Origin of the sequence: Pseudomonas sp. SORGH_AS_0211 (assembly GCF_031453455.1) — a bacterium.
GTDB lineage: Bacteria > Pseudomonadota > Gammaproteobacteria > Pseudomonadales > Pseudomonadaceae > Chryseomonas > Chryseomonas aestiva.
Genome location: NZ_JAVIZV010000001.1, coordinates 2522807 through 2544887 on the forward strand (window position 1 = coordinate 2522807; position 22081 = coordinate 2544887).

The following is a 22081-nucleotide window of genomic DNA, read 5'->3' on the forward strand; positions in this document are numbered from 1 at the left end:
CCTCAGGCGCGCGCGCGCAACAGGTCCAGCCAGCCCTGCAGGGTCGGCTGGGCGGCGAGATCGGCGAAGGTCACGGGCAGGCCGCGCTTCTGCCACTCGCCCACCAGGGTCATGACCTGCACAGAATCCAGGCCGAAATCGGTGAGGTTGTCGTCCAGCGCCGGCTCTTCGTCGTCGGCGTCCAGCAGCGGCTGGACCTGGGCACGCAGCCAGGCTTCGTCCAGGGTTACCGCGCCGCCGGTGACCTGGGCGGTGCTGAGGGTACTGCCGCAGCGAGTGGCCACGTAGCGCAGCGCCATGCGGTGCTCTTCCTCGCTGAAGTCGGCCACGGCGTCGCCGATCAGGAAGGCCTGGATGTCTCTCATGAAGGCGTCGGTGCAGGTGGTCAGGCAACCGATGTGGGCATAGACGCCGCAGACGATCAGCTGGTCGCGGCGCCACTCGGTCATCAGGTCCTGCAGGTTGGATCTATGGAAGGCACTGTAGCGCCACTTGGTCAGCACCACGTCGTCGCCCTTGGGCGCCAGCTCCGCTACCACCTGCTGCAGCGCGGGATCGGCCTGGGTCAGGCCCGGGCCCCACATGTCGTTGAGCAGGGCGCGGTCGGCCGGCGGCTGGTCCGTGGGCTGGGCGGTGTAAACCACCGGCACGCCCTGGGCATCGGCCCAGGCGCGCAGCGCGGCGATGTTGGCCACCACCTGGTCGATCAGCGGGCTGCTGTCGCCATAGAATTCGACGAAATAGCGCTGCATGTCGTGGATCAGCAGCACGGCGCGGTCGGCGGCAGGTGTCCAGTCGACCTTGTTGGCGGGAAAGCCGTCGGGCTGGGGCAAGGGATAGGAGGCAAGACGGGGAATAGCCATGGGAAACCTTAGGAACGCTCGGTGGAAGGGGTCTGCAGCTGCTCGCGCAGGCGGCGCTTGTCGATCTTGCCGACGGCGGTGAGCGGCAGCTGGTCAAGGAATTGGAAACGGTCGGGCAGCTTGTACTCGGCCACGCCCTGCTCGCGCAGATAGCGACGCAGCGCCACCGGCTTGAGTGCCGGATCGCTGACCACCAGGCAGGCGCAGCTCTTCTCGCCCATCAGCTCGTCGGCGATGGCGACCAGGGCCGCGTGGGTGATGCCGGGATGGCGCAGCAGCAGTCCCTCGATCTCGGCGGCGGCGATCTTCTCGCCGCCACGGTTGATCTGGTCCTTCACCCGGCCGACCACCTTGAGATAGCCGGCGGCATCGCGCTGGACCACGTCGCCGGAGAAATAGAAACCCTCGGCGTCGAAGACCTGGGCATTGTGCTCGGGGCTGCGGTAGTAGCCGCGGAAGGTGTAGGGACCGCGGGTGGACAGCAGACCGGGCTCGCCGTCGAGCACCGGGTTGCCGTCCTCGTCGGTGATGCGCACCTCGTCGTCAGGACTCATGGGGCGGCCCTGGGTGGTGAAGATGCGCTCGGGCTCGTCGTCCAGGCGGGTGTAGTTGACCAGGCCCTCGGCCATGCCGAACACCTGCTGCAGCTGGCAGCCCAGTTCCACGGGCACGCGGCGGGCCTGGGCCTCGGCAAAGCTGGCACCGCCCACCTGCACCACGCGCAGGCTGGCCAGCCGGGCGCGCTGCTCGGGTGCGGCGGCGGCCTGCATCCAGAGCGCTACCGCTGGTGGTACCAGGGCCACCCAGTCCACCTGATGGCGTTCGATCAGCGCGAAGCAGCGCAGCGGCTCGGGATCGCGAGCCATGACCACACAGCCACCGGCGATGAAGACGCCCAGGGCACCGGGCGAGCTGAGGGTGTAGTTGTGGCCCGCCGGCAGGGCACAGAGAAAGCGCGTCGCCGGGGTCAGGCGGCAGATCTCGACGCTGCGTCTGAGGCTGTAGTAGTAGTCGTTGTGGGTGCGCGGGATCAGCTTGGGCGTGCCGGTGCTACCCCCGGAGAGCTGGAAGAAGGCCACCTCGCCACCGGCGGTAGGCGTCAGCTGAAAACCGTCCAGCGGGGTATCCAGACGCTGCTGCAGGCTGCGTGCGTCGTCGGCGCCATCCAGCAAGACCTCGCTCAGGCCCGGCGCCACGTCGCGCAACTCGCCGAGGAAGTTGTCGTCGCGAAACAGATTGTGCTCGCGGGAGGCGATCAGCAGCCGGGGCTGGATCTGCTGCGCATAGGCGAGCAGCTCCAGCTTCTGGTGACTGAACAGGGCGTTGACCGGGGCGATGCCAGCCTTGAGCAGGGCGAAGAACACGACATAGAACTCGGCCACGTTGGGCAGCTGCACCAGGGCGGTGTCGTGACGGCGCAGCCCGGCGGCCTGCAGGTGGGCGGCCAGGCGACTGGAGCGCTCGTCCAGCTCGGCATAGCTCAGCTGCCGCTCGCCACAGAGGATCGCCGGCGCGTCCGGCAGGGCCGCGCGGCTGCGCGCCAGGATCTCGGTCATCGGTAGATCGGGCCAGTAACCCAGGGCGCGATAGCGGGCCGCCAGGTCTTCCGGCCAGGGGGTGAATTCCAGACTCACGTGGGGTTCTCCTCGTCGAGCAAACCACAGGCGGCACGCATGGTGCCCAGTTTGGCGGTAACCTCGGCCCACTCCGCCGCCGGATCCGAGGCTTCGACGATGCCGGCGCCGGCGAACAGCCGCAGCCGGTCGTCCTGCACGGTGCCGCAGCGGATGGTGACCACCCACTCGCCGTTGCCCTGGGCATCGCACCAGCCGACCATGCCGGTGAACAGGCCGCGGTCGAAGGGCTCGATGCGCTGGATCAATTGCCGTGCCGCCGCCGTTGGAAAGCCGCAGACGGCCGGGGTCGGATGCAGGCGGCAGGCGAGCTGCAGCGCCGAGGTGCGGCTGTCGGCCAGTTCGCCGTCGATGGCGGTGGACAGGTGCCACATGGCGTTGGTGCCGAGCAGCGAAGGCCCTTCGGGCACGTCCAGCCGGCTGCACAGCGGCGCCAGCTGCCGGCGGATGTCCTCGATCACCAGGCGGTGCTCGTAGTGATCCTTGCTGGACTCCAGCAGGTCGCGGGCGACGCGCTGGTCTTCCTGCGGATCGGCGCGACGCTTGGCCGAACCCGCCAGCGGATTGGTATGGACCTGGGCGCCCTGCTTGCGCACCAGCAACTCGGGGCTGACTCCGACCAGTTCGCCCCCCTCGGCGGTGGGGATGCGGAACTGATAACCGGTGGGATTCTGCCGCGCCAGATTGGCGAGGATGGCCTCCACGTCGGCGGGCTCCGCCAGGTGGATCTCCTGGATCCGCGACAGCACCGCCTTGCTCAGCTCGCCGCGGCGGAAGGCCTCGATGGCCTCCTCCACCGCCAGGCAGAAGCCGTCCGCACTGGGCAGGTTGCGCACCTCGCGCACCTGCGCCGGGGCGACCGGTGCGCTGCTGACCGGCGCCGGGCGGGTCATCCAGGCGTGCTCCCGGGGCACATAGAGACAGGAGGGCCTGGTGGTATCGAAGGGAATGGCGCCCATGATCACCGGTTCGGCGATACCGGCCTGGCGGGCACGGGCGAAGGCCTCTTCCACGGCGTGGAGGAACAGGCTGTCCCGGTGCGCACCGCCGCTGGCCGGTGTCTCGACCCGGGCGCAGATGCCCCGCCCCTGCAGGACGAGATCGCCTGACTGGAACAGGAATGCGGCCTGTTCCCGACGATCGGCAGCAACTTCTTCGACCACCTCGGCCCTCTTGCTCGTCATTTCGATGAACCTCTACACGAATGATAATGCTTATCAATAAGCAGAAGCTAACGTACTGGATAGCGGAAAGTCAATTCGTTAGGGACCGAACGATATTCCCGGCTATCCCGCAACCCATTGATTTATAAAAGTAATATCCACCGGGCGGAAGCTCGCCTGGAGGGGATCTCCTGTCATTCCCGGTCGGCGGACCGACGGTATGGCCGGAACGACTTGCTGCCAGGAGGCGCTTCTTTGAAAATGAGAGTGATTATCTTACAACCGGAAGGCGTTCATGTTCAGCTTGTCGTCAGTGTTTCGCATTCTCACCACCCTGGCCCTCGCGACCCTGGCACTGGGTGGTACCGCCCGGGCGGCGGACTGGCCCCGGCAGATCAGCGCCGACGGTAGCCAGGTCAGCCTGCCCGCCAAGCCGCAACGCATCGTCTCCACCAGCGTCACCCTCACCGGTTCCCTGCTCGCCATCGGCGCGCCGGTGGTGGCCAGCGGTGCCACCTCGCCCAACAACAGATTCGCCGACGACCAGGGCTTCCTGCGTCAATGGGGCACGGTCGCCAAGCAGCGCGACGTGAAACGCCTGTATATCGGCGAAGCCAATGCCGAAGCCGTGGCCGCCGAGGTACCGGACCTGATCCTGGTCAGCGCCGCCGGCAACGACTCGGCGCTGCGCCTGGTCGAGCAACTCAAGGCCATCGCCCCGGTGCTGGTGGTGGGTTACGACAATCGCAGCTGGCAACAGGTGGTGGAGCTGCTCGGTCAGGCCACCGGCCGCGAGGACGCCGCCCGCAAGGTGGTCGCCGACTTCGACCGGCGCGTCGCCGATCTCAAGGCGCGTCTGCAGCTGCCGCTACAACCGGTGTCGGCCTTCGTCTACAACCCGGCGACGCGCCAGGCCAATCTCTGGACCGCCGCCTCCTCCCAGGGTCAGTTGCTGGAAAGCCTGGGCTTCAAACTGGCGGCGCTGCCGGCGGGACTGGAGACCGGCCATAGCCAGGGGCAGCGCCACGACATCCTGCAACTGGCCGGTGAAAACGTCGCCACCGGTCTCACGGGCCAGACCTTCCTGCTGTTCGCCGCGGATGCCAAGGAAGCCGAGGCGGTACGCGGCAATCCGCTGCTGGCGCACCTGCCGGCGGTCAAGGACAACCGTGTGGAAGCCCTGGGCGCCGAGACCTTCCGTCTCGACCCCTATAGCGCCAACCTGCTGCTGGATCGTCTGGAACAGCGCTACGCCAAGCCCTGAACTGGGCAATAGTGGAAACGCTGCGCGCTTTTCCTCGCTACGCCAGGCCTTGAGCACCCGTAGCGTGGACAACGGCGCAGCCTTGTCCACTCGTCCCTGCCATGAGTCCCAGTGGAAAACGCTGCGCGGTTTTCCACGCTACGCCAGATCTTGAGCACCCGTAGCGTGGACAACGGCGCAGCCTTGTCCACTTGTCCCTGCCATGAGTCCCAGTGGAAAACGCTGCGCGGTTTTCCACGCTACGCCAGATCTTGAGCACCCGTAGCGTGGACAACGGCGCAGCCTTGTCCACCAATCCCTGCCATGAGCCGCAGTGGAAAACGCTGCGCGGTTTTCCACACTACGCCAGGCGCACCGGAGCGGATCAGGCGCCGAGGCTTTCCGCCCGGCGTAGGCCGCGGGCCAGCGCCCAGCAGAGGGCGGCCACCCCGGTGGCGACCAGGCCGAAGACGCAGGCGGCCTGCGCCGGCAGCATCAGACTTGCCAGGCCGCCGAACAGCGCCGCGCCGAGGGCCTCGCCGCCGATGTTCTGTGCCGTCCACAGCGCATTGATGCGCCCCAGCAGGCGATCCGGGGTCAGGCGCTGGATCAGCGCGTACTGCACTAGGGAATTGAGCGCGCCCAGATAGCCGAACAGCACCAGGCACAGCGCGGACAGCCAGAAGCCGGGCAGCAGCGCGAACATCGCCACTGCCAGAAAGGTCGCCACCGCGGTCATCAGCAGGGTACGCCCGGGGCGTGGCGCCTGGTTCAGTCGGCCACTGGTGAGGGCGCCGATGGCCGCGCCCAGGGGCGCGGCGGCATAGAGCCAGCCCAGGTGTCCGGTATCCAGCCCCCAACTCTCGCCCAGCGACGGATAGAGCACCCGCACCGCATTCGCCATGGTCACCAGGGCGCCGACCAGGGCAACCGCGCCCAGCAGGCGGTTCTCGAACAGGAAGGCGATGCCGCCGCCCAGGGCCTCCCAGGGCGTCTCGCGCGGCTGCTCGGGCGGCGGCAACGGCGGCAGGCGCAGCAGCACCAGCAGGGTGATCAGGGTGCCGCAGGCGGTCAGGCCGTAGTTCCAGGCCACGCCGCTCTGGGCGATCAGCAGGGTACCCAGCGGCGGGGCGACGATGGCCGCCACCCGCACGCTGAGCATGTTCAGGGCGCCGGCCTGCACCATGGATTCACGACCGACCAGGATCGGCGTGACCGCCAGCAGCGCGGTCACGCCGAGGGCGCCAAAGAAGCCATCCCACAGGGCCAGCAGGTAGATGGCGGTCAGCGATGGCTCGGGCAGGCTGGCGTTGACCGCCAGGCCGACGAAGCCCAGGCCGCAGATGGAGCGGGCCGCCAGGATCAGGCGGCGTCGTTCCAGGCGGTCGGCCAGCACCCCGCCGGTGAGCAGGCCGACGAACATGCCGATGCCGGCCATGCTCAGCGCCAGGCCTACCTTGAGTGGCGAGTCGGTCAGGACTTGAACCTGGATGGGAATCGCCACGGCCAGCAGGCCTAGGGACAGCACGGACACCAGGCGGGCGATGAACAGGGTGCGAAAGGCGGCGTGGGACCTGAGCAGGCCGAAGTCGAGCAGGAAGGACGTCTTGGACATGAATCACCGGAAAAACACAGGGGACGCTATCGAGCCGCCGGGGCAAGGCTGTTAGCATGTAATACAGACTATCATGTGTTAATACGCCTTGTTCTCATCCACTCCTCTCCCCGTCGGTCGCCGCGGATGACCAGGCGCCGCCTCTTCATCCTCGGCTGCGCCGCGTTCCTGCTGCTCCTGGTGATGGCTGCCAGCCTGGCGCTCGGCGCCACCGCCATCCCGCTGGCCGACGTCTGGCAGGCACTGGGCCAGGGCTGCAGCGAGCCGGCCTGCCTCATCGTGCGCGAGGCGCGGCTGCCGCGGACCCTCGCCGGCCTGCTCGCCGGGGCGGCGCTGGGGGTGGCCGGCACCCTGATGCAGGCGCTGACGCGCAATCCCCTGGCCGACCCCGGCATCCTCGGCGTCAACGCCGGTGCCAGTTTCGCCGTGGTGCTGGGCATCGCCCTGTTCGGTGCCAGTGGTCCCGAGCAGTACCTGGGCTTTGCCTTCGGCGGCGCCCTGCTGGCCAGCCTGGTGGTGCTGCTGGCCGGCATCGCCGGTGGCGGCGGCTTCAATCCCATGCGCCTGGTGCTGGTCGGGGTGGCCCTGGGCGCCATGCTCGAAGGCGTCAGCTCGGGCATCGCCCTGCTCGATCCCCAGGTCTACGATCAACTGAGATTCTGGCAATTCGGCTCCCTGGACGTGCGTCAGCTCGAGCTGCTGCGCAGCGCCAGCCTGCCGGTGCTGGGCGGCGTGGTCATCGCCCTGCTGCTGGCTCCGGCGCTCAACGCCCTGAGCCTGGGCAGCGATCTGGCCGTGGCCCTCGGCACCCGGGTCCGCCAGACCCAGTTGCTCGGTCTGCTGGCCATCACCCTGCTCTGCGGGGCCGCCGCGGCCGCGGTCGGACCCATCGCCTTCGTCGGCCTGATGGTGCCGCACCTGGGTCGCTGGGCCATCGGCGAAGACCATCGCTGGCTGCTGCCTTTTGTCCTGCTATTCACCCCCGGTCTGCTGCTGAGCGCCGACATCGTCGGCCGCCTGCTGGTCACCAATGAGCTGCGCGTCTCGGTGGTGACCGCCTTCCTCGGCGCGCCGCTGCTGATCTGGCTGGCGCGTCGCCAGCGCCAGGGAGGTCGGGCATGAACCGCCCTGATCGCCTGCGCCTGCCCGGCGTGCTGTTCGCCCTGCTCGGCGGCGCCCTGTTGCTGGCGCTGTTCGCCCTGGGCAGCGGCAGCCTGGCCCTGAATCCTTCCCAGGTACTGGCCGCCCTGCTCGGCGAGGCGCCGCGCGGCATCGAACTGGTGGTCACCCAGTGGCGCCTGCCGCGGGTGGCCCTGGCGCTGCTGATCGGCGCCGCCCTGGGCCTCAGCGGCGCGCTGTTCCAGTCGCTGCTGCGCAATCCCCTCGGCAGCCCGGACATCATGGGCTTCAACACCGGCGCCTACAGCGGGGTGCTGGTCGCCCTGGTGCTGTTCCAGGCCAGCATACTCTGGAGCACCACCGCCGCCCTCATCGGCGGCCTGCTCAGCGCCGCCCTGGTCTATGCCCTCACCTGGCGCGGCAGCGGCGTGGATACCCTGAGACTCATCATCGTCGGCATCGGCGTGCGCGCCCTGCTGATGGCGCTCAACACCTGGCTGATCGTCCACGCCTCCCTGGAAGCCGCCTTCAGCGCCGGCCTTTGGAGCGCCGGTTCGCTCAACGGCCTGACCTGGGCCAAGGCCTGGCCGGCGGTGATCTTCATCCTGCTGGCGGGGGCCGCCAGCCTGGCGCTGAGTCGCCGGCTGTTCCTGCTGGAGATGGGCGACGACACCGCCTGCGCCCTGGGCGTGCCGGTTGAGCGCACCCGCTTGTCGCTGCTGGGCCTGGGCGTGGTGCTCACCGCCGCCGGCACCGCGGTGGCCGGACCGATCTCCTTCGTCGCCCTGGCCGCGCCGCAGATCGCCCGCCGCCTGACCGGCACCCAGCGCCTGGCGCTGCCCGCCGCCGCCCTGACCGGCGCGGTGCTGCTGCTGGGCGCGGATCTGCTCGCCCAGCGCCTGTTCCTGCCCTATGTCCTGCCGGTCGGCCTGGTCACGGTGAGCCTGGGTGGGCTCTACCTGATCGGCCTGCTCATCTGGGAGTCCCGCCGCTCATGAACGACGCCCCCGCTTCGCGCCTGCATGCCGAGCGCCTGACCCTGGGCTACGGCCGCAAGCTGATCGCCGAGGACCTGTCGCTGACCATCCCCGATGGCGAGCTGACGGTCATCATCGGTCCCAACGGCTGCGGCAAGTCGACCCTGCTGCGCACCCTGAGCCGGCTGCTGGCGCCCAGCCAGGGCCAGGTCTGGCTGGACGGCCAGGCGATCCAGAGCTATCGCACCAAGGAGGTGGCCCGTCGCCTGGGGCTGCTGCCGCAGAGCTCCCAGGCCCCGGGCGACATCTCGGTGCGCGACCTGGTGGCCCGCGGGCGCTATCCGCACCAGACGCTGTTCGGTGGCGTGCGCGCCGACGACGAGCGCGCGGTGACCCACGCCATGCAGGCCACCGGCGTCTTCGAACTGGCCGACCGGGCGGTGGACACCCTCTCCGGCGGCCAACGCCAGCGAGTATGGATCGCCATGGCCCTGGCCCAGGAAACCCCGCTGCTGCTGCTCGACGAGCCGACTACCTGGCTCGACATCACTCACCAGATCGACCTGCTGGAATTGCTGGAAGACCTCAATCGCCAGCAGGGCCATACCCTGGTGATGGTGCTGCACGACCTCAACCACGCCTGTCGCTACGCCACCCATCTGGTTGCCATGCGCGACGGCAAGGTGCTGGCCACCGGCCGCCCGCGCGAGGTGGTCACCCCCGCGCTGATCAAGGCGGTCTATGACCTCGACTGCCTGATCATCGACGACCCGGTGGCCGGGACCCCCATGGTGGTGCCCCTGGCGCGGCGCTAGGGTCCGGCGAGCATCCAGTCCCGGAGCAACTGCCCATAGAGCTCGGTGCCCTCCTCCAGTCGTTGCACCTCGCAGTATTCGTCCACCTTGTGCGCCATGCTCGGCTCGCCCGGCCCCAGGATCAGGGTGGGCGGATCATTCAGCGCGGGCAGCAGCACGGCAGCATCGGTGAAGTAAGGCACCACACTGGCGGGCAGCGCCTCGCCATGCAGGGTGGCACAGCGCTCGAAGACCTGCCGCACCCAGGCGTCGCCCATATCGGCACAGACACCGGGCAGATCCACCAGGACCTCCAGCTGCAGATCGCTGCCCAGGTGCTCGGCCAGTCGCCGCTGAATGTCGGCATGGTCCAGGTTCGGTGCGGTCCGCAGATCGAGGGTGAAGGCGGCACGATCCGGCACCGAGTTGATGTTCAGCCCCCCGCTGACGGTTCCCACATTGAGCGTGGGTTGCCGCATGAGCGGATGCGGCGGGCCGACGGCGAAGGTGCGCGCCTGGCCAATGGCCTCGGCCAGGCGGTAGATGGCGTTTTCCCCTTCCTCGGGCATGGCGCCGTGGGCCGTTCGGCCATGAGCCGTGCAGCGGAGCCAGAAGGCGCCCTTGTGCCCCAGCACCGGTCGATTGGCGGTTGGCTCGCCCACCAGTAGCGCGCCCAGGTCGCCGAGCAGGTGCGGCGCGTCCCGGCACAGCGCCCGGGCGCCGTCACAGCCGGTTTCCTCACCGCCGGTGAGCAGCAGCCGGACGCCAGGCCCCTGGGCGATGACGTCGCGATTGCGCTGGCAGGCGACGATGAAGGCCGCGATGCCCGCCTTCATGTCGCTGGCGCCGCGACCATAGAGGCGCCCTTCGGCCACCTCGCCGGCGAAGGGGCCGTGGCGCCAGGTGCCATTGCCCAGGGGCACCACGTCCAGGTGTCCGGTAAAGCCCAGCGGCTTGCCCGCCCCACGCCCTGGCAGCCAGGCCACCAGGTTGCAGCGTCGCTCGCCGAAACGCTGCAACTCGCAGTGGAAGCCTGCCTCGCGGAGCATCGTGACCAGGCACTGCGCACAGGCTTCTTCATCGCCTGGCGGATTGAGCGTGGGAAACCCCAGGAGCGCTCGGGTCAGAGCCAGAGGATCGTCGAGCATCGGTGATCTCCAGTCGGATTGAGGATGATCAGGCGCGCCGCGAGAGCCAATCCAGACAGTTGAGCCAGAAGCGCCGATAGGCATCGCCGGCCAGGAAGTCGTCGGGCATCCAGTGCATCGACATGTCGCTGGTCCAGACCAGGGTACGCCCCTGGCCGACTTCACGGGTCGCCAGCAGCGGATGGCCGCTGCCCGCGACGCTCGCCACGAGCTGGGCATCCGGGTGCAATTCCACCTCGTTGTAGCCCAGCAGATAGGACCAGTCCTCGGGCAGGCCACGCAGCAACTCATGCTCGCCGTGCACCTGCGGGGTGAAGCCTTCAGGCACCTCAATGCGGTCGTCATAGGGCAGGCAACGCACCGGCAGCACCTCTTCCACCGCCGTGCCGCGATAACGCGCGCCCCCGTTGATGCCCTGGAAGCTGTAGTAGCCACCGACCATCATGAGGGCGCCGCCTTGCAGCACGTACTCGCGCAGCGCCGTCAGGCGATTCGGCGTGCGGCGGCTGCGCAACCAGGTGTCCGGATGCAGCAACAGGCTGTTGGCACCGATATCCGAGAGGATGATCACCTGGTAGTCGCGCAGGGCCTCCAGCGTCGCGGGAAACTCGGTCTGCGCCTGGTCGGCGCACATCTGGGTGATGGCATAGTCACTGTCGGCCAGTGCCGCCAGCAGGCGCTGGGCGCCGTTGTGGGCAGTGACGGAGGCGAACTGGTCGAAGCCTTTGATATGGGTCGCGGTGCTGACCCAGGATTCGCCAGCGAGCAGAACGGACTGTTTCATAGGTTCTCCGGTAGCGGACGTAAGGCCGATCGATCGCGCTGGAAGACGCGGCGCGGGTTGTCGATCAGCAGGGTTTCCAGTTGCGCCCCCGTGACGCCGTGGCGGCGCAGACGCGGGACGAAGTGCTTGAGCAGGTAGCCATAGCCGTGGCCGCCGTAGCGGGTGAGCATGGTCTTGAGAAAGACGTCCTGGGACAGCAGCAGGCGCTCGCCGTAGCCGGCCTCCAGCAGACCGACGAGGGCGCGGGCGTTGTCCTCGTCGGACGGCGACTGGGCGGCCTCGTCGGCGAAGTAGTAGCCCATGCCGATCATGTCGTATTCGAGGAAGGCGCCCCGCTCGGCGAGTCCGTGCTGGTAGTCGAGGTCTCGATGACTGGGATTCATGTGGCAGAGCACCACGTGGTGCAGGTCGGCGCCCTCGGCGGCGGCGATGTCCAGCACCCGGTGGCCGAGGCGTTCCCAGCCGGGCAGATGGACCGCCAAGGGTACGCCGGTGAGGCCGCTGGCCCGGGCGGCGGCGCGCAGGGACTTTTCCTCGCTGGCGGTAAAGGCAGCCGACACCCCGATCTCGCCGATCAGGCCGGCGATGACCTCGGGCTTTTCCGCCGCTCCGCCCACGTCATGGACGATCTGGGCGGTGAGCTCCTCCACCGAGCGCTCCCTGACATAGGCCGGGTGCGAGGGCTCCAGGTAGAAACCGGCGCCCATGATGATGTTGAGACCGGTGAGCCGCGCGATGCGCTGCAGCGCCTGGGGATCGCGACCTATGCCGAGGTTGGTGGGATCGACCACCGTCTCCCCGCCCAGGGCGCGATATTTCAGCAGCTCGGCGCAGGCCAGGTCCACGTCGAACAGCTGGCAGTTGTCGCGGCTGACCAGCGGATTCAGATGCAGCTCGCCGAGCAGTTCGATGCTTACCGGCTGCTCGGCCAGGTGCCGTTCGCCGCAGCAACGGGGTGGCACCCACTTGCCGGAGGCGTCGAGCAGGATGTGCTCGTGCATCAGGGTCACGCCCAACCGGTCCACCGGCAGCGGGCCAAGCACCGTCATGGCATGGCCGCTGTCGACCCCGACCGGAAGCGGCTCAGGATGGCGAAACAGACTCATCCGCCTACCCTCCCCAGCGGACGGCCGGTCTTGAGGATGCGGGTGTTGAGCCAGATCGCCAGCAGCACGATGGCCCCTGTGGCGATCTGGGTATAGAAGGGCGATACATGAGCGAGGATCAGGCCGTTCTTGATCACCGCCATGGTCAGCACGCCCAGCAGGGTGCCGAGGATGGTGCCGAAGCCGCCGAACAGACTGGTGCTGCCGAGCACCACCGCGGCGATGACCTCCAGTTCGAAGCCTTCTCCCTGGTTGGAGGAGCCACTGCCCAGCCGTGCCGTCACGATCATCCCGGCCAGCGCCGCCGCCATGCCGCTCAGCACATAGACCCGCAGCAACACGCCGCGAGTGTTCACCCCTGCTCGGCGGACGCTTTCGGCATTGGCGCCAATCCCCGTGAGATAGCGACCAAAGCGCATCTTGCCCAGCAGCAGCATGCCGCCCAGCACCGTGAAGAACGCGAGCCATACCGCCAGCGGCAGTCCCAGCATCCAGCCGCGACCGAGCGCGAGAAAGGCGGTGAGTTCACGGGGGACCGGAATGGAGTAGCCCTGGGTGATGAGCAGTGCCAGGCCGCGAATGATGGTCAGGGTCGCCAACGTCACGATGAACGCCGGGATTCCCGCGTAGGCGATGAAGTACCCGTTCAGCGCGCCGATCAGCGCCCCCACCAGCAGACCGCCGGCCAGCACCACCGGCCAGGGCAGCTGCCAGGTGTTGAGGCCGAGGGCGGCCAGGGCGCCCACCAGGGCCAGGGTGGAACCGACCGACAGGTCGATGCCACCGGTGGTCACCACTAGGGTCATGGCCACGGCCACGATCAGCAGCGGCGCGTTCTGGCGAATCACGTTGAGCAGGTTGCCGCCGCTGAGGAAGTTGTCGGTCACCAGCGCAAAGAGCAGGCAGCAGAGGGCGAAGAACAGCGCGATGCTGGCCACGCCGGGATAGTCGTGCAGCAGGCGGCGCAGCGGTGACTGCACCACCACGCGCTGTCGGGTCAGGTCGAGGGTATTCATGAAATCCTCCGATTCAGGCGCAGGCGGAACGGGCGGTGAACTTGTGGCCGACGATCAGCTCGACGATCTCGCCCAGACTGGTGTCGGCCACCCGGCGCTCCGCCAGGTTCTGGCCCTCGTACATCACCATGATGCGATCGCAGACCAGGAAGAGATCCTGCAGCCGGTGGGTGATGAGGATTACGCTCACGCCCTGGCGGCTGATGGTGCGGATCAGCTCCAGCACGGCCTCGACCTCGGCCACCGCCAGGGCGGCGGTCGGCTCGTCCATGATCAGTACCCGTGGTTCGAAGGCCGCGGCACGGGCTATGGCCACGGCCTGGCGCTGGCCGCCGGAGAGATGGCGCACCTGGGCGCGGGTATCGGGCAGGCTGATGCCCAGCCCCTCCAGGATGCGGCGCGCATCGGCGTGCATCTTGCGCTCGTCCAGCAACGGCAAGCCAAGCAGCCGGCGGCGGGGCTCGCGCCCCATGAAGAGGTTGCCGGCCACGTCCACGGTGTCGCACAGGGAAAGATCCTGATAGACCATCTGGATCCGGCAGCGCTGGGCATCCGCCGGGCCCTGGAACACCTCTTCGCGGCCGTCGATGCGGATGCAGCCACTGGTGGGCAGCACCGCGCCGGAAAGAATCTTGGTCAGGGTCGATTTGCCGGCGCCGTTGTCGCCGACCAGCCCCAGGACCTCGCCCGGCTGCAGGGCGAGGTCGACGCCGCGCAGGGACTGGATGGAGCCATAGCTCTTGGTGATGCCGGTCATGCTGACCCGGGGAACCGTCGTCGCAGTGTCCATGCTGGGCCTCCGCTACTTGAAATCGGCGCGATAGGAATCCAGGTTTTCCCGGGTGACCAGGGTCACCGGGATATCCTGCTGCTTGGTCACCTGCTGGCCGGCGAGCAGCGCCAGCGCCGCCTCCACCGCCGCCTTGCCCATGCCGCGGGTGTTCTGCTGCACCACCACCGCCACGGAGCCGTCATCCAGGCCCTGGACAGCCTGGGGCGACAGGTCCCAGCCGAAGATCCGGGTACGTTCGCCGCTGCCCTGAGCGACGCTGGCCGCGACGGTACCGATCAACGCCGGTTCGCCGGTGGCATAGACGATCTGCAGGTCCGGATTGGCGGTGAGCAGATTTTCCGCGGCGCTCTGAGCGGTGTCCTGCACGTTGTTGCCATCCACGGTGCCGACGATCTTCGCCTTCGGCGCACTCTGTGCCAGCCCGTCGCGGAAGCCGTCCAGGCGCAGGTTCTGCACATAGGAACCCAAGGCTCCCACCACCCCGATCTTGGCCTCGCCACCCAGCTCACGGGTGATGTAGCTGCCGGTGTACTCGCCCAGCTGACGAGCCGCGGCGCGGTTGTCGACGCCGACCTGCACCTGGTTGTCGCCCTTGAGCACGGCGTCGATGGCCACCACCGGGATACCGGCCTGGACGGCCGCCGAGACCGCCGGCTTGATGCCGTTGACGTCAATGGCACAGACCAGGATGGCGTCCACCTTGTCCTGGATATAGGCCTCGATGGCGTCGTTCTGGGCGGAGGGGTTGTCGTTGGCGTTGAACACCACCAGTTCGGCGCCCGCCGCCTTGGCGGCGGCCTGGGCACCCTGGGTGATCTGGGTGAAATAGAGTGCCTGCTGATTCACCTGGACCAGTGCCAGCCGCTTGGCCGGCGCCGCCTGGACGACACCGGCCAGGCCCAATCCGAACACCATCAGCATGGAAGCGAACGTCTTGCCGAATCGAAGCATCTCCATCCTCCTCTACCCTGCCAGCGGATGCGGCAGCGGCTAGTAAACCGGTTTACTAAACTGACCAAAAAATAGAACCCGGAAGGTTCTGCTGGGAAAGAAACAGCACAAGGCGTGCCAGCAGCGACTAGAGGACTAGCTTCCACTGCCAATTCAAACAGTTACTCAAACCCCCTGCGCAGAGCCTCTGGCAGGACAGCACCGGGAGTGCTCCGCGACTGGGCAGTATGGAAACGCCTGGTGCTACCTTGGGGCAGGCGCTGGGGCGACCGAGCCGCGTTCCACCAGGGTCACGGCCACCCGCTGCTCCCCGGCTACCGGCTGCCCGGCGAGCACCCCCAGCAGGGCTTCAATCCCCTGGCGACCCAGGTCCCGCGCCGACTGGCGCACGGTACTGAGCGGCGGCGTGAGCAATTCCGCGTAGGGCGCGTCGTCGAAGCCGACCAGGGACAGGGAAGCGGGAACTGTCAGGCCGCGCTCGCGAAGGGTATCGAGCACCCCCACCGCAATGAAGTCGCTGGCGGCGAAGATCGCCTGAGGCGGCTCCGGCAGATCCAGCAGGGTCGCGGCCGCCTGACGCCCGAATTCGCGGCTGTATTCACCCAGCAGCAGATAGTCGGGACGCGAGGGGATTCCGGCCGCGGCCAGGGCGAGCTCATAGCCCTGTCGCCGCTCCCTCACGCTCATCACCGCTGCCGGCCCGGAGACATGGGCGATGCGCCGATGGCCTCGGCGGATCAGATGCTCGGTGGCCAGGCGACCGCCGACGACATTGTCGGCGAAGACCTTGGGCATCGAGGTACCCGGTACGTCCTCGTCCAGCAACACGATCTCCCGGTAGGCGCCCAGTTGCACCGCCAGCGTCCCGTCATCCGCGCGGTTGGTGATAAACAGCAGACCGTCGACGCGGCGCGATCCCTTCCAGTGGACGTACTGGATCTCCCGCGCCGGATCGTTGCGCGTCAGGCAGAGCACCAGGTTGTAGCCATGGGCGAAGGCAGTGGCCTCGGCAGCGTCGGCCAGTTCGGCGAAAAAGGGATTGGCGATGTCCGGCAGGACCAGCCCGATGGTCTCGCTGCCGCCCTTGCTCAGGCGTTGGGCCAGGCTGTTGCGCCGAAAGCCCAGGGCCTCGATGGCACCCTCGATACGCTGCGCCGTGGCGGGTGGCAGGCTCAGGCTGTGATTCAGGTAGCGCGAAACGGCAGACTTGGACAAGCCTGCCTGCCGGGCGACATCCTGAATGGTCACGCTTTTCACCATGGGTCCACCTGCAATGAGAGAAGGAGCGGCCTGGCCGATCATCTCTCCTGCCCCGCCCAGGTTTCACACCTTGCCTGAGCGAGGAGTCGCCGTCGAGGCGAACCCTCGAGCCGTCACAACGCCTTCAACGCCCGATTCAGCAGCGGGCCGATCTGCGCCAGCTGGGCCGGGGCGATGATGTCGACGTGGGCGCAGTCCACCTCGTGGGCCTGCAAGCGGGTGATCCAGGGCGCCCAGGTGGTCCTGACGTCCATTCCCGCCGGCAGGGTGCGGCGGGCGACGAACATCAGTGCCTCGCCGTCGAACCGCGCGCTGCGCGCGGTGGCCAGCAGCCGCACCGAATCGGCGTAGTTGCCCTCGATGGTGGCGAACAGCTCCGCCCCCTCCCCCAGCGCCGGATCGGCCAGGCCCTGCTGGGCGGCCAGGAAGGCCTCGCGCTCGCGATTGACCTCGGCCAGCACCTCAGGATCCAGCTCGCGCTGGCCTTCGCGCTCTTGCCAGTTCTGGGTTTCCGGTGGATAGGTGTCGAGCAGGCCGAGGAAGGCGACCTCTTCTCCTGCCGCCTGCAACCGCGCCGCCAGGCCCTGGGCCAGGGTGCCGCCCAGGGAATAGCCGAGCAGATGATAGGGGCCGTGCGGCTGCACCTCGCGCAGGGTGCGCAGATGGCGCTGGATGACGGCGTCCAGATCGGCGCCCTGGGCCAGGGGACCGTCCGGGCGCGGCGACTGGATGCCGAGCAGCGACCAGCGCGGATCCAGGTGGCGCGCCAGTACGCTGAATTGCCAGGCGAAACCCGAGGCCGGATGGAAGCAGAACAGCCTGGGCCCGTCGCCCGGGCGCAGCGGCAGCAGGGTCTCGAAGCCGGCCCGCGTTGCGCTCGCCGCGTCCTGCTCCAGCTGCCGCGCCAGGCGGGCGACACTGGAGGCCACCATGATCTGGCCAATGGATACCGGCCGCCCCAGGCGCGGGCGCAGATTGGCCGCCAGGGTCATGGCCAGCAGCGAATGGCCACCGAGGGCAAAGAAGTCATCGTCCGCACCGACGATGGCGCAGCCGAGCACCTCGGAAAACGCCGCCGCCAGCTCGCTTTCCAGCCCCGGCGCCAGGGGACGGCTCGCGGCCCTGGCCACGCCCCGGGGCGCCGGCAGGGCCTTGCGATCCAGCTTGCCGGTGGCGCCCAGGGGCAAGGCCTCCAGCTCGACCAGCGCCACCGGCACCAGATGCGGCGGCAGGCTTTCGCCCAGGCGCGCGCGCAGGCGCTCCAGGTCCAGTACAGCACCCGGCTGGGCGACCAGATAACCCACCAGCTGGCGGGCATCGCCGCCGGTGGTAGCGGCCGCCTCGCCCAGCACCCGGGCGTGGGTGACTGCCTGGGCCACGCCGGGCAGCGCCAGCAGGGCATGGTCGATCTCCGCCAGTTCGATGCGCTGACCCCGGATCTTCACCTGGTCGTCGCTGCGGCCCAGGTATTCGACGACGCCCTCCGGCAGCCAGCGCGCCACGTCGCCGGTGCGATACAGCCGCTCGCCCTGCCCGTCCGGCGCAGCGATGAAACGCGCCGCGGTCAGTTCGGGGCGACCCAGATAGCCGTCGGCCAGCTGCACCCCACTGAGATAGAGTTCACCCGCTACACCCGGCGGTACCGGCCGCAGGCGTTCGTCGAGGATGTGCAGCCCGGTGTTCCACACCGGCTTGCCGATGGGCACGCTGCTGCCGGTGACGGCCGCCAGGGCGGCGCCGTGAGCCGGATGATAGGAGACGTCGACCGCGGCTTCGGTGGGGCCATAGAGATTGTGCAGGGGCACGCCGACCCGGCGCTCCCAGGTGCGGGCCAGCTCGGTGGGCAGCGCCTCGCCGCTGCAGAACACCTGGCGCAGGCTGGCGCAGCGGGCCACCGCGGCCGGCTCGTCCAGGCTGGCGACGAAGGCCGCCAGCATCGAGGGCACGAAGTGCACCGTGGTCACCCGCTCGCGGGCGAACAGCTCCTGCAGCGCCGCGGGATCGCGATGGGCCTCGGGCGGCGCTAGGTACAGCCGGGCGCCCACCAGCAGCGGCCAGAAGAATTCCCAGACCGACACATCGAAGCTGCTCGGCGTCTTCTGCAAGACAGTGTCGCCGGCGCCGATGGGATAGCTGTCCTGCATCCACAGCAGGCGATTGACGATGGCGGCATGGCCGACCACCACGCCCTTGGGGCGGCCGGTGGAGCCGGAGGTATAGAGCAGATAGGCCGGATCGCCGCGACGCGGTCCGGCGAACACGGGCTCGTGGTCCAGCTCCTCCAGGGGCGCATCGAGAATCAGCAGCTGATCCTCGCGCAGCGCCGGGAAGCGCCCGCGCTGGCTGGCATCGGTCACCAGCACCCGGGGTCGCGCGTCGTCGAGCATCAGTTGCAGGCGCTCGTCGGGATAGCCGCTGTCCAGCGGCAGGTAGGCGGCGCCCAGCTCGATCGTCGCCAGCAGCGCCAGGGAGAGGAACACCGAGCGTGGCAGGGCCACGGCGACGATGTCGCCGCGACCGACCCCGGCCGTGCTCAGCCGCTGGGCCAGCGCCAGCACCTGCTGGCGCGTTTCCCGATAGCTGAAGGCAAGCTGCAGATCGGCCAGTGCAGGCGCGGCAGGGGTGCGCGCGGCCTGGTCGGCCAGCAGGGTCGCGAGGGTGGCCTCAGGCCGCGGTTGCCTGGTTGCATTGATCTCGGCCAGCCAGGCGCGATCCGCCGGGGCCAGCAGGTCTGCATCGCCCAGGGCCAGACCGGGCTGCTCGGCGAATTGCCCGGCCAGCAGGCCGAACCGCTCCACGTGCCCCTGCAACAGATCGGCGGCGTAGCGCTCGGCATTGCCCAGCAGCTTGATATCCAGGGCGCCGCCCGCTTCCAGATAGAGGGCGATCTCCAGGTCGCGCACAGGCCCCGACGCCAGTTCGTGGGTGATGCCGGGCACCCCGGCGAAATCCAGCGCGAAATCGAACAGCTTGAGGTTGATGACCGGTCCGGTCAGCGGCTCGGCATCGCCCGGACGGCCAAGATCGCGGGCGATCTGCTCGGCGTCGTAGCGCTGGTGACGGCGTACCTTCTTCAGCTCGGCGGCCAGCGCGGCGGCGAGTTGCGGCAGCGTCTGGGTCGAGTCGGTGCGCACGCCCAGCGGTAGGACGTTGAGCGTCGCGCCACCGGATTTGAGCGCCACCGAACCCATGCGTCTCATGAAGATGAAGCCGGCGCTGAAGGCCGGCTGGCCACTGAGGCGCGCGAACCAGGTGGCGGCCAGGGCCACGGCCAGATCGGCCGGCGTCACCCCCTGAGCCCTGCCCTGCTCGGCGAGCCGGGTGAAGACCGTGGCGGGCACCCGGGTGCGGGCTTCCACCACCCGCGGCGTGGGTACCTGTCCCGACAGGCCACCTGGCGCCAGGGACGCCGCCGGCGGCAAGGCCGCGCCACGCTCGCGCCAGAAGGCTTCGTCGCGCTCGCGCACGGCCGACTGCCGATAATCCTGGTATTCGCGCACCACCTCGGCAAAGGACACGAAGGGCGAGGCCTCGGTCGTCTCGCCCCGTACCCTGGCGCTGTACAGGGCCGCTACCCGCTTGGCCAGGGCCGCGAAGCCATAGCCATCGATCAGGAGGTGGTGATAGCGCTGGTACCAGAACAGGTGATCGTCACCCAGCCGGTAGATCCGGTTGAGCCACAGCGGACCGCCACTGGTGGCCCGCAGGTCGCCGTCGAGATCGGTGCGGATGGCCGCGCGCGCTACGCCTTCCGGATCGGCTACCCCACGCAGGTCCAGCCATTCGGGCGCAGGGATGGCCATGGCGCTGTCGATCCACTGCACCAGCTCGCCCTCGCGCTCGGCGAACGTCAGCTGCAGGCTGTCCAGTTCGCCCAGGCCCTGGACGATGGCCGCCATCAGCGCCTGGGCGTCGATCGGCCCGCGCAACTCGACCAGATGGGCCACGGCGAAGGCGTTGGCATGGGGCGACAGCTGATCGGCCAGCCAGATGCCGGGCTGGGCAGCGACCAGCGGCAGCTCGGGAAAGCGAGAACGGGGCGTGGAAGACACGGGAACTCCAGTCAGGAAGGCAGGGAGACGACCGGGCGGATATCGCGCCAGTGGCTGGCGAGCCAGTCGTCGCAAGCGACGCGCGGCGCCGGGCCGAACACGGGCGCCCAACCGGCGGGAACGGCCATGGCCTGCGGCCAGAGGCTGCACTGGCCCCGGGCATTGCGCAGGATCAGCAGCACCTGGGCGGGATCGTCGAAGGGATTGGGGGCGTCCATCGGAGCTCCTGGGAAAGGGGGATTAGCGAGGGGCGTCGGCGAGCAGGGGTTGCCAGAGGCGGACCAGACCGTCGAGCAGGCCACCGCGCCACCAGAGGGCATCATGGCCCCCGTCGATCTCGCGATAGTCGAGGTCGTGACCCTGCTCGCGCAGGCGTGGGACCAGGGCGCGGGAGGCTTCGAGGATGGCCGGCTCGCGCAACCCGGCCTCGATGAACAGCCGCAAGGGGTGAGTGCGCCCCTGCCCGCTCGCCAGTGCCTCGAACAGCCGTCCCGACGCGCCGCGCTGCGGCCACCAGAAGGATCCGGACTGGCTCAGGGCGCAACCGAAGCGCTCAGGCCAGTGCAGCGCGGCATAGAGCGCCGCCAGTCCGCCAAAGCTCTGCCCGGCGACGACCGTCGAGGACGGCGACTGCGCATGGGGCGCCCAGTCGCGCACCTGCGGCAGCAGCTCTTCCTGCACCGCCAGCCAGAATTCCGGATTGCAGGGCAACTCGCTGCCACGCAGGGCGCGGTCGCTGTTGTCGATCAGCAGATAGACCGCCTCCGGCAGTTGGCCGGCATCGGTAAGCCGCTGCAGCGGCACGCCCACCGGCATCGCCTGCGCCCAGAACTGCCCATCCAGCAGAATGGCCAGCGGCCGCTCCATAGGGTTGGTATTACCCGTAGCGAAGAGCCATACCGGGCGGCTGTTGCCCAGCCGGGCGCTGTCCCACGGGTACTGCTGCAGGCGGGGCCAGGCCGCTGGAGACCGTGGCCGGTCGGTATCGAAGGCCGCCCAGGCCGGCTGCGCAGGCGCCTCCGGCAGGTGCACGCCCGATACGGCCAGCCCGCGCCCACCCTGCCAGGCGCGGCGGGGGTTGAGCGGGTCGGCCTGGGCCAGGGGAAAGACGCTGCGCCACCAGAGGCGGATGCCCTGGAGGTCGGGCTGGGCCTCGCCTTCGAACGGTGCCGCGCTCCCCGCTGGGGATCAGGCAGTAGCTGCCGCGCCAGCCGCCCTCCAGCTCGGTCTCCCAGGCCCAGACATCGCTGCCTGGCAGGCGCCGCAGACTCTGCGGCAGGCCCGGTTGATGATGGTCGGTGACGCCGGTGATGTTGAGCCAGACCCGCCGGGTACGGGAGCGCTCGGCCAACCCCTCGGGGTCGCGCCAGACAAAGGTCAGGCGATAGCGCCCGGCCACAGTGGGTTCGATCAGCGGCGTGCCGCGACAGGCCACGGCCTGCCACCAGGGCTCGCTGCCGACATCGTCCCGCTGGAAGAGTGAATCTTTCATCGCATCTCGGTGCATCGTGGAAGAGATCGTCACGGCGTGCAGCGCATTGGCCGACCTGCGCCTGACGCAGG

The 22081-nt window shown here is 68.9% G+C and carries 18 protein-coding genes and 1 pseudogene; 4 read left to right on the plus strand and 15 right to left on the minus strand.

The annotated features are described in order from the left end of the window. Window positions 1-2: 2 nt before the first annotated feature. Genes QE393_RS11695 through QE393_RS11705 form a run of 3 tightly spaced genes read right to left on the minus strand, consistent with a single transcriptional unit; the run spans window position 3 to window position 3681 of the window. Window positions 3-863 (minus strand): isochorismatase family protein, encoded by an 861-nt coding sequence (locus QE393_RS11695; RefSeq protein WP_273805911.1) that lies wholly within the window; start codon window positions 861-863, stop codon window positions 3-5. An 8-nt stretch (window positions 864-871) separates the two neighbouring features. Then, complete coding sequence (locus QE393_RS11700) at window positions 872-2497, minus strand: (2,3-dihydroxybenzoyl)adenylate synthase (RefSeq protein WP_310043627.1); 1626 nt, start codon at window positions 2495-2497, stop codon at window positions 872-874. Continuing rightward, complete coding sequence (locus tag QE393_RS11705; protein ID WP_310043630.1) at window positions 2494-3681, minus strand: isochorismate synthase MenF; 1188 nt, start codon at window positions 3679-3681, stop codon at window positions 2494-2496. Before QE393_RS11705 ends, QE393_RS11700 begins: the two co-directional genes overlap by 4 nt. Window positions 3682-3955: 274 nt before the next feature. Here QE393_RS11705 and fepB point away from each other — a divergent pair, with 274 nt between their 5' ends. Next, on the plus strand, window positions 3956-4924 hold the full coding sequence (fepB, locus tag QE393_RS11710) for a Fe2+-enterobactin ABC transporter substrate-binding protein (RefSeq protein ID WP_310043631.1): 969 nt from the start codon (window positions 3956-3958) through the stop codon (window positions 4922-4924). Between the two features lie 364 nt (window positions 4925-5288). Here the strand turns inward: fepB and entS are convergent, their stop codons facing one another. Beyond that, the gene (gene entS, locus QE393_RS11715; protein ID WP_310043633.1) at window positions 5289-6518 is read right to left on the minus strand and encodes an enterobactin transporter EntS; all 1230 of its coding nucleotides are present in this window, start codon (window positions 6516-6518) and stop codon (window positions 5289-5291) included. 126 nt (window positions 6519-6644) lie between these two features. Here entS and fepD point away from each other — a divergent pair, with 126 nt between their 5' ends. The 3 genes from fepD to QE393_RS11730 are packed head-to-tail and all read left to right on the plus strand — an operon-like array spanning window position 6645 to window position 9429. Next, window positions 6645-7640: a Fe(3+)-siderophore ABC transporter permease gene (gene fepD, locus QE393_RS11720; protein ID WP_273805906.1), complete on the plus strand. Its 996-nt coding sequence runs from the start codon at window positions 6645-6647 to the stop codon at window positions 7638-7640. Beyond that, window positions 7637-8635 (plus strand): iron-enterobactin ABC transporter permease, encoded by a 999-nt coding sequence (gene fepG, locus QE393_RS11725; protein ID WP_310043635.1) that lies wholly within the window; start codon window positions 7637-7639, stop codon window positions 8633-8635. Before fepD ends, fepG begins: the two co-directional genes overlap by 4 nt. Then, window positions 8632-9429 carry an ATP-binding cassette domain-containing protein gene (locus tag QE393_RS11730; RefSeq protein ID WP_273805905.1) on the plus strand — a complete coding sequence of 266 codons (798 nt, stop codon included), beginning with the start codon at window positions 8632-8634 and terminating at the stop codon, window positions 9427-9429. The genes fepG and QE393_RS11730 overlap by 4 nt, the downstream gene beginning before the upstream one ends. Here the strand turns inward: QE393_RS11730 and QE393_RS11735 are convergent. From QE393_RS11735 to QE393_RS11785, 11 genes and pseudogenes are all read right to left on the minus strand, one after another. After that, window positions 9426-10556, minus strand: a complete 1131-nt coding sequence (locus tag QE393_RS11735; RefSeq protein ID WP_310043636.1) for a M20 family metallopeptidase — start codon at window positions 10554-10556, stop codon at window positions 9426-9428. The genes QE393_RS11730 and QE393_RS11735 overlap by 4 nt on opposite strands. A 28-nt stretch (window positions 10557-10584) precedes the next feature. Then, window positions 10585-11340 (minus strand): glutamine amidotransferase, encoded by a 756-nt coding sequence (locus QE393_RS11740; RefSeq protein WP_273805903.1) that lies wholly within the window; start codon window positions 11338-11340, stop codon window positions 10585-10587. Further along, on the minus strand, window positions 11337-12446 hold the full coding sequence (locus QE393_RS11745) for a phosphotriesterase-related protein (protein ID WP_310043639.1): 1110 nt from the start codon (window positions 12444-12446) through the stop codon (window positions 11337-11339). Before QE393_RS11745 ends, QE393_RS11740 begins: the two co-directional genes overlap by 4 nt. Next, the gene (locus tag QE393_RS11750; RefSeq protein WP_310043640.1) at window positions 12443-13462 is read right to left on the minus strand and encodes an ABC transporter permease; all 1020 of its coding nucleotides are present in this window, start codon (window positions 13460-13462) and stop codon (window positions 12443-12445) included. The genes QE393_RS11745 and QE393_RS11750 overlap by 4 nt, the downstream gene beginning before the upstream one ends. A gap of 13 nt (window positions 13463-13475) precedes the next feature. Continuing rightward, the gene (locus tag QE393_RS11755; protein WP_027599921.1) at window positions 13476-14252 is read right to left on the minus strand and encodes an ATP-binding cassette domain-containing protein; all 777 of its coding nucleotides are present in this window, start codon (window positions 14250-14252) and stop codon (window positions 13476-13478) included. Window positions 14253-14264: 12 nt separating this feature from the next. Further along, on the minus strand, window positions 14265-15206 hold the full coding sequence (locus tag QE393_RS11760) for a substrate-binding domain-containing protein (RefSeq protein WP_310043641.1): 942 nt from the start codon (window positions 15204-15206) through the stop codon (window positions 14265-14267). A 243-nt stretch (window positions 15207-15449) separates the two neighbouring features. Continuing rightward, a complete protein-coding gene (locus QE393_RS11765) occupies window positions 15450-16466 on the minus strand; it encodes a LacI family DNA-binding transcriptional regulator (RefSeq protein ID WP_310043642.1) in 1017 nt (338 codons plus the stop codon). 113 nt (window positions 16467-16579) lie between these two features. After that, window positions 16580-20518, minus strand: coding sequence for an enterobactin synthase subunit F (locus tag QE393_RS11770; RefSeq protein WP_310043643.1), 3939 nt, complete (start codon window positions 20516-20518; stop codon window positions 16580-16582). 11 nt (window positions 20519-20529) lie between these two features. Continuing rightward, the gene (locus QE393_RS11775) at window positions 20530-20736 is read right to left on the minus strand and encodes an MbtH family NRPS accessory protein (RefSeq protein ID WP_273805897.1); all 207 of its coding nucleotides are present in this window, start codon (window positions 20734-20736) and stop codon (window positions 20530-20532) included. A 22-nt stretch (window positions 20737-20758) separates the two neighbouring features. Next, window positions 20759-21649, minus strand: coding sequence for an enterochelin esterase (gene fes, locus QE393_RS11780; RefSeq protein WP_310045631.1), 891 nt, complete (start codon window positions 21647-21649; stop codon window positions 20759-20761). Window positions 21650-21752: 103 nt separating this feature from the next. Then, window positions 21753-22025 (minus strand): annotated as a pseudogene (locus QE393_RS11785) (enterochelin esterase domain-containing protein); the annotation flags it as partial. Between the last annotated feature and the right edge of the window lie 56 nt (window positions 22026-22081).

Coding starts and splice junctions, on each gene's coding strand:
- QE393_RS11695 (WP_273805911.1), bottom strand. CDS start 863: ATGGCTATTCCCCGTCTTGCCTCCTATCCCTTGCCCCAGCCCGACGGC.
- QE393_RS11705 (WP_310043630.1), bottom strand. CDS start 3,681: ATGACGAGCAAGAGGGCCGAGGTGGTCGAAGAAGTTGCTGCCGATCGT.
- fepB (WP_310043631.1), top strand. CDS start 3,956: ATGTTCAGCTTGTCGTCAGTGTTTCGCATTCTCACCACCCTGGCCCTC.
- entS (WP_310043633.1), bottom strand. CDS start 6,518: ATGTCCAAGACGTCCTTCCTGCTCGACTTCGGCCTGCTCAGGTCCCAC.
- fepD (WP_273805906.1), top strand. CDS start 6,645: ATGACCAGGCGCCGCCTCTTCATCCTCGGCTGCGCCGCGTTCCTGCTG.
- fepG (WP_310043635.1), top strand. CDS start 7,637: ATGAACCGCCCTGATCGCCTGCGCCTGCCCGGCGTGCTGTTCGCCCTG.
- QE393_RS11730 (WP_273805905.1), top strand. CDS start 8,632: ATGAACGACGCCCCCGCTTCGCGCCTGCATGCCGAGCGCCTGACCCTG.
- QE393_RS11735 (WP_310043636.1), bottom strand. CDS start 10,556: ATGCTCGACGATCCTCTGGCTCTGACCCGAGCGCTCCTGGGGTTTCCC.
- QE393_RS11740 (WP_273805903.1), bottom strand. CDS start 11,340: ATGAAACAGTCCGTTCTGCTCGCTGGCGAATCCTGGGTCAGCACCGCG.
- QE393_RS11745 (WP_310043639.1), bottom strand. CDS start 12,446: ATGAGTCTGTTTCGCCATCCTGAGCCGCTTCCGGTCGGGGTCGACAGC.
- QE393_RS11750 (WP_310043640.1), bottom strand. CDS start 13,462: ATGAATACCCTCGACCTGACCCGACAGCGCGTGGTGGTGCAGTCACCG.
- QE393_RS11755 (WP_027599921.1), bottom strand. CDS start 14,252: ATGGACACTGCGACGACGGTTCCCCGGGTCAGCATGACCGGCATCACC.
- QE393_RS11760 (WP_310043641.1), bottom strand. CDS start 15,206: ATGCTTCGATTCGGCAAGACGTTCGCTTCCATGCTGATGGTGTTCGGA.
- QE393_RS11765 (WP_310043642.1), bottom strand. CDS start 16,466: ATGGTGAAAAGCGTGACCATTCAGGATGTCGCCCGGCAGGCAGGCTTG.
- QE393_RS11775 (WP_273805897.1), bottom strand. CDS start 20,736: ATGGACGCCCCCAATCCCTTCGACGATCCCGCCCAGGTGCTGCTGATC.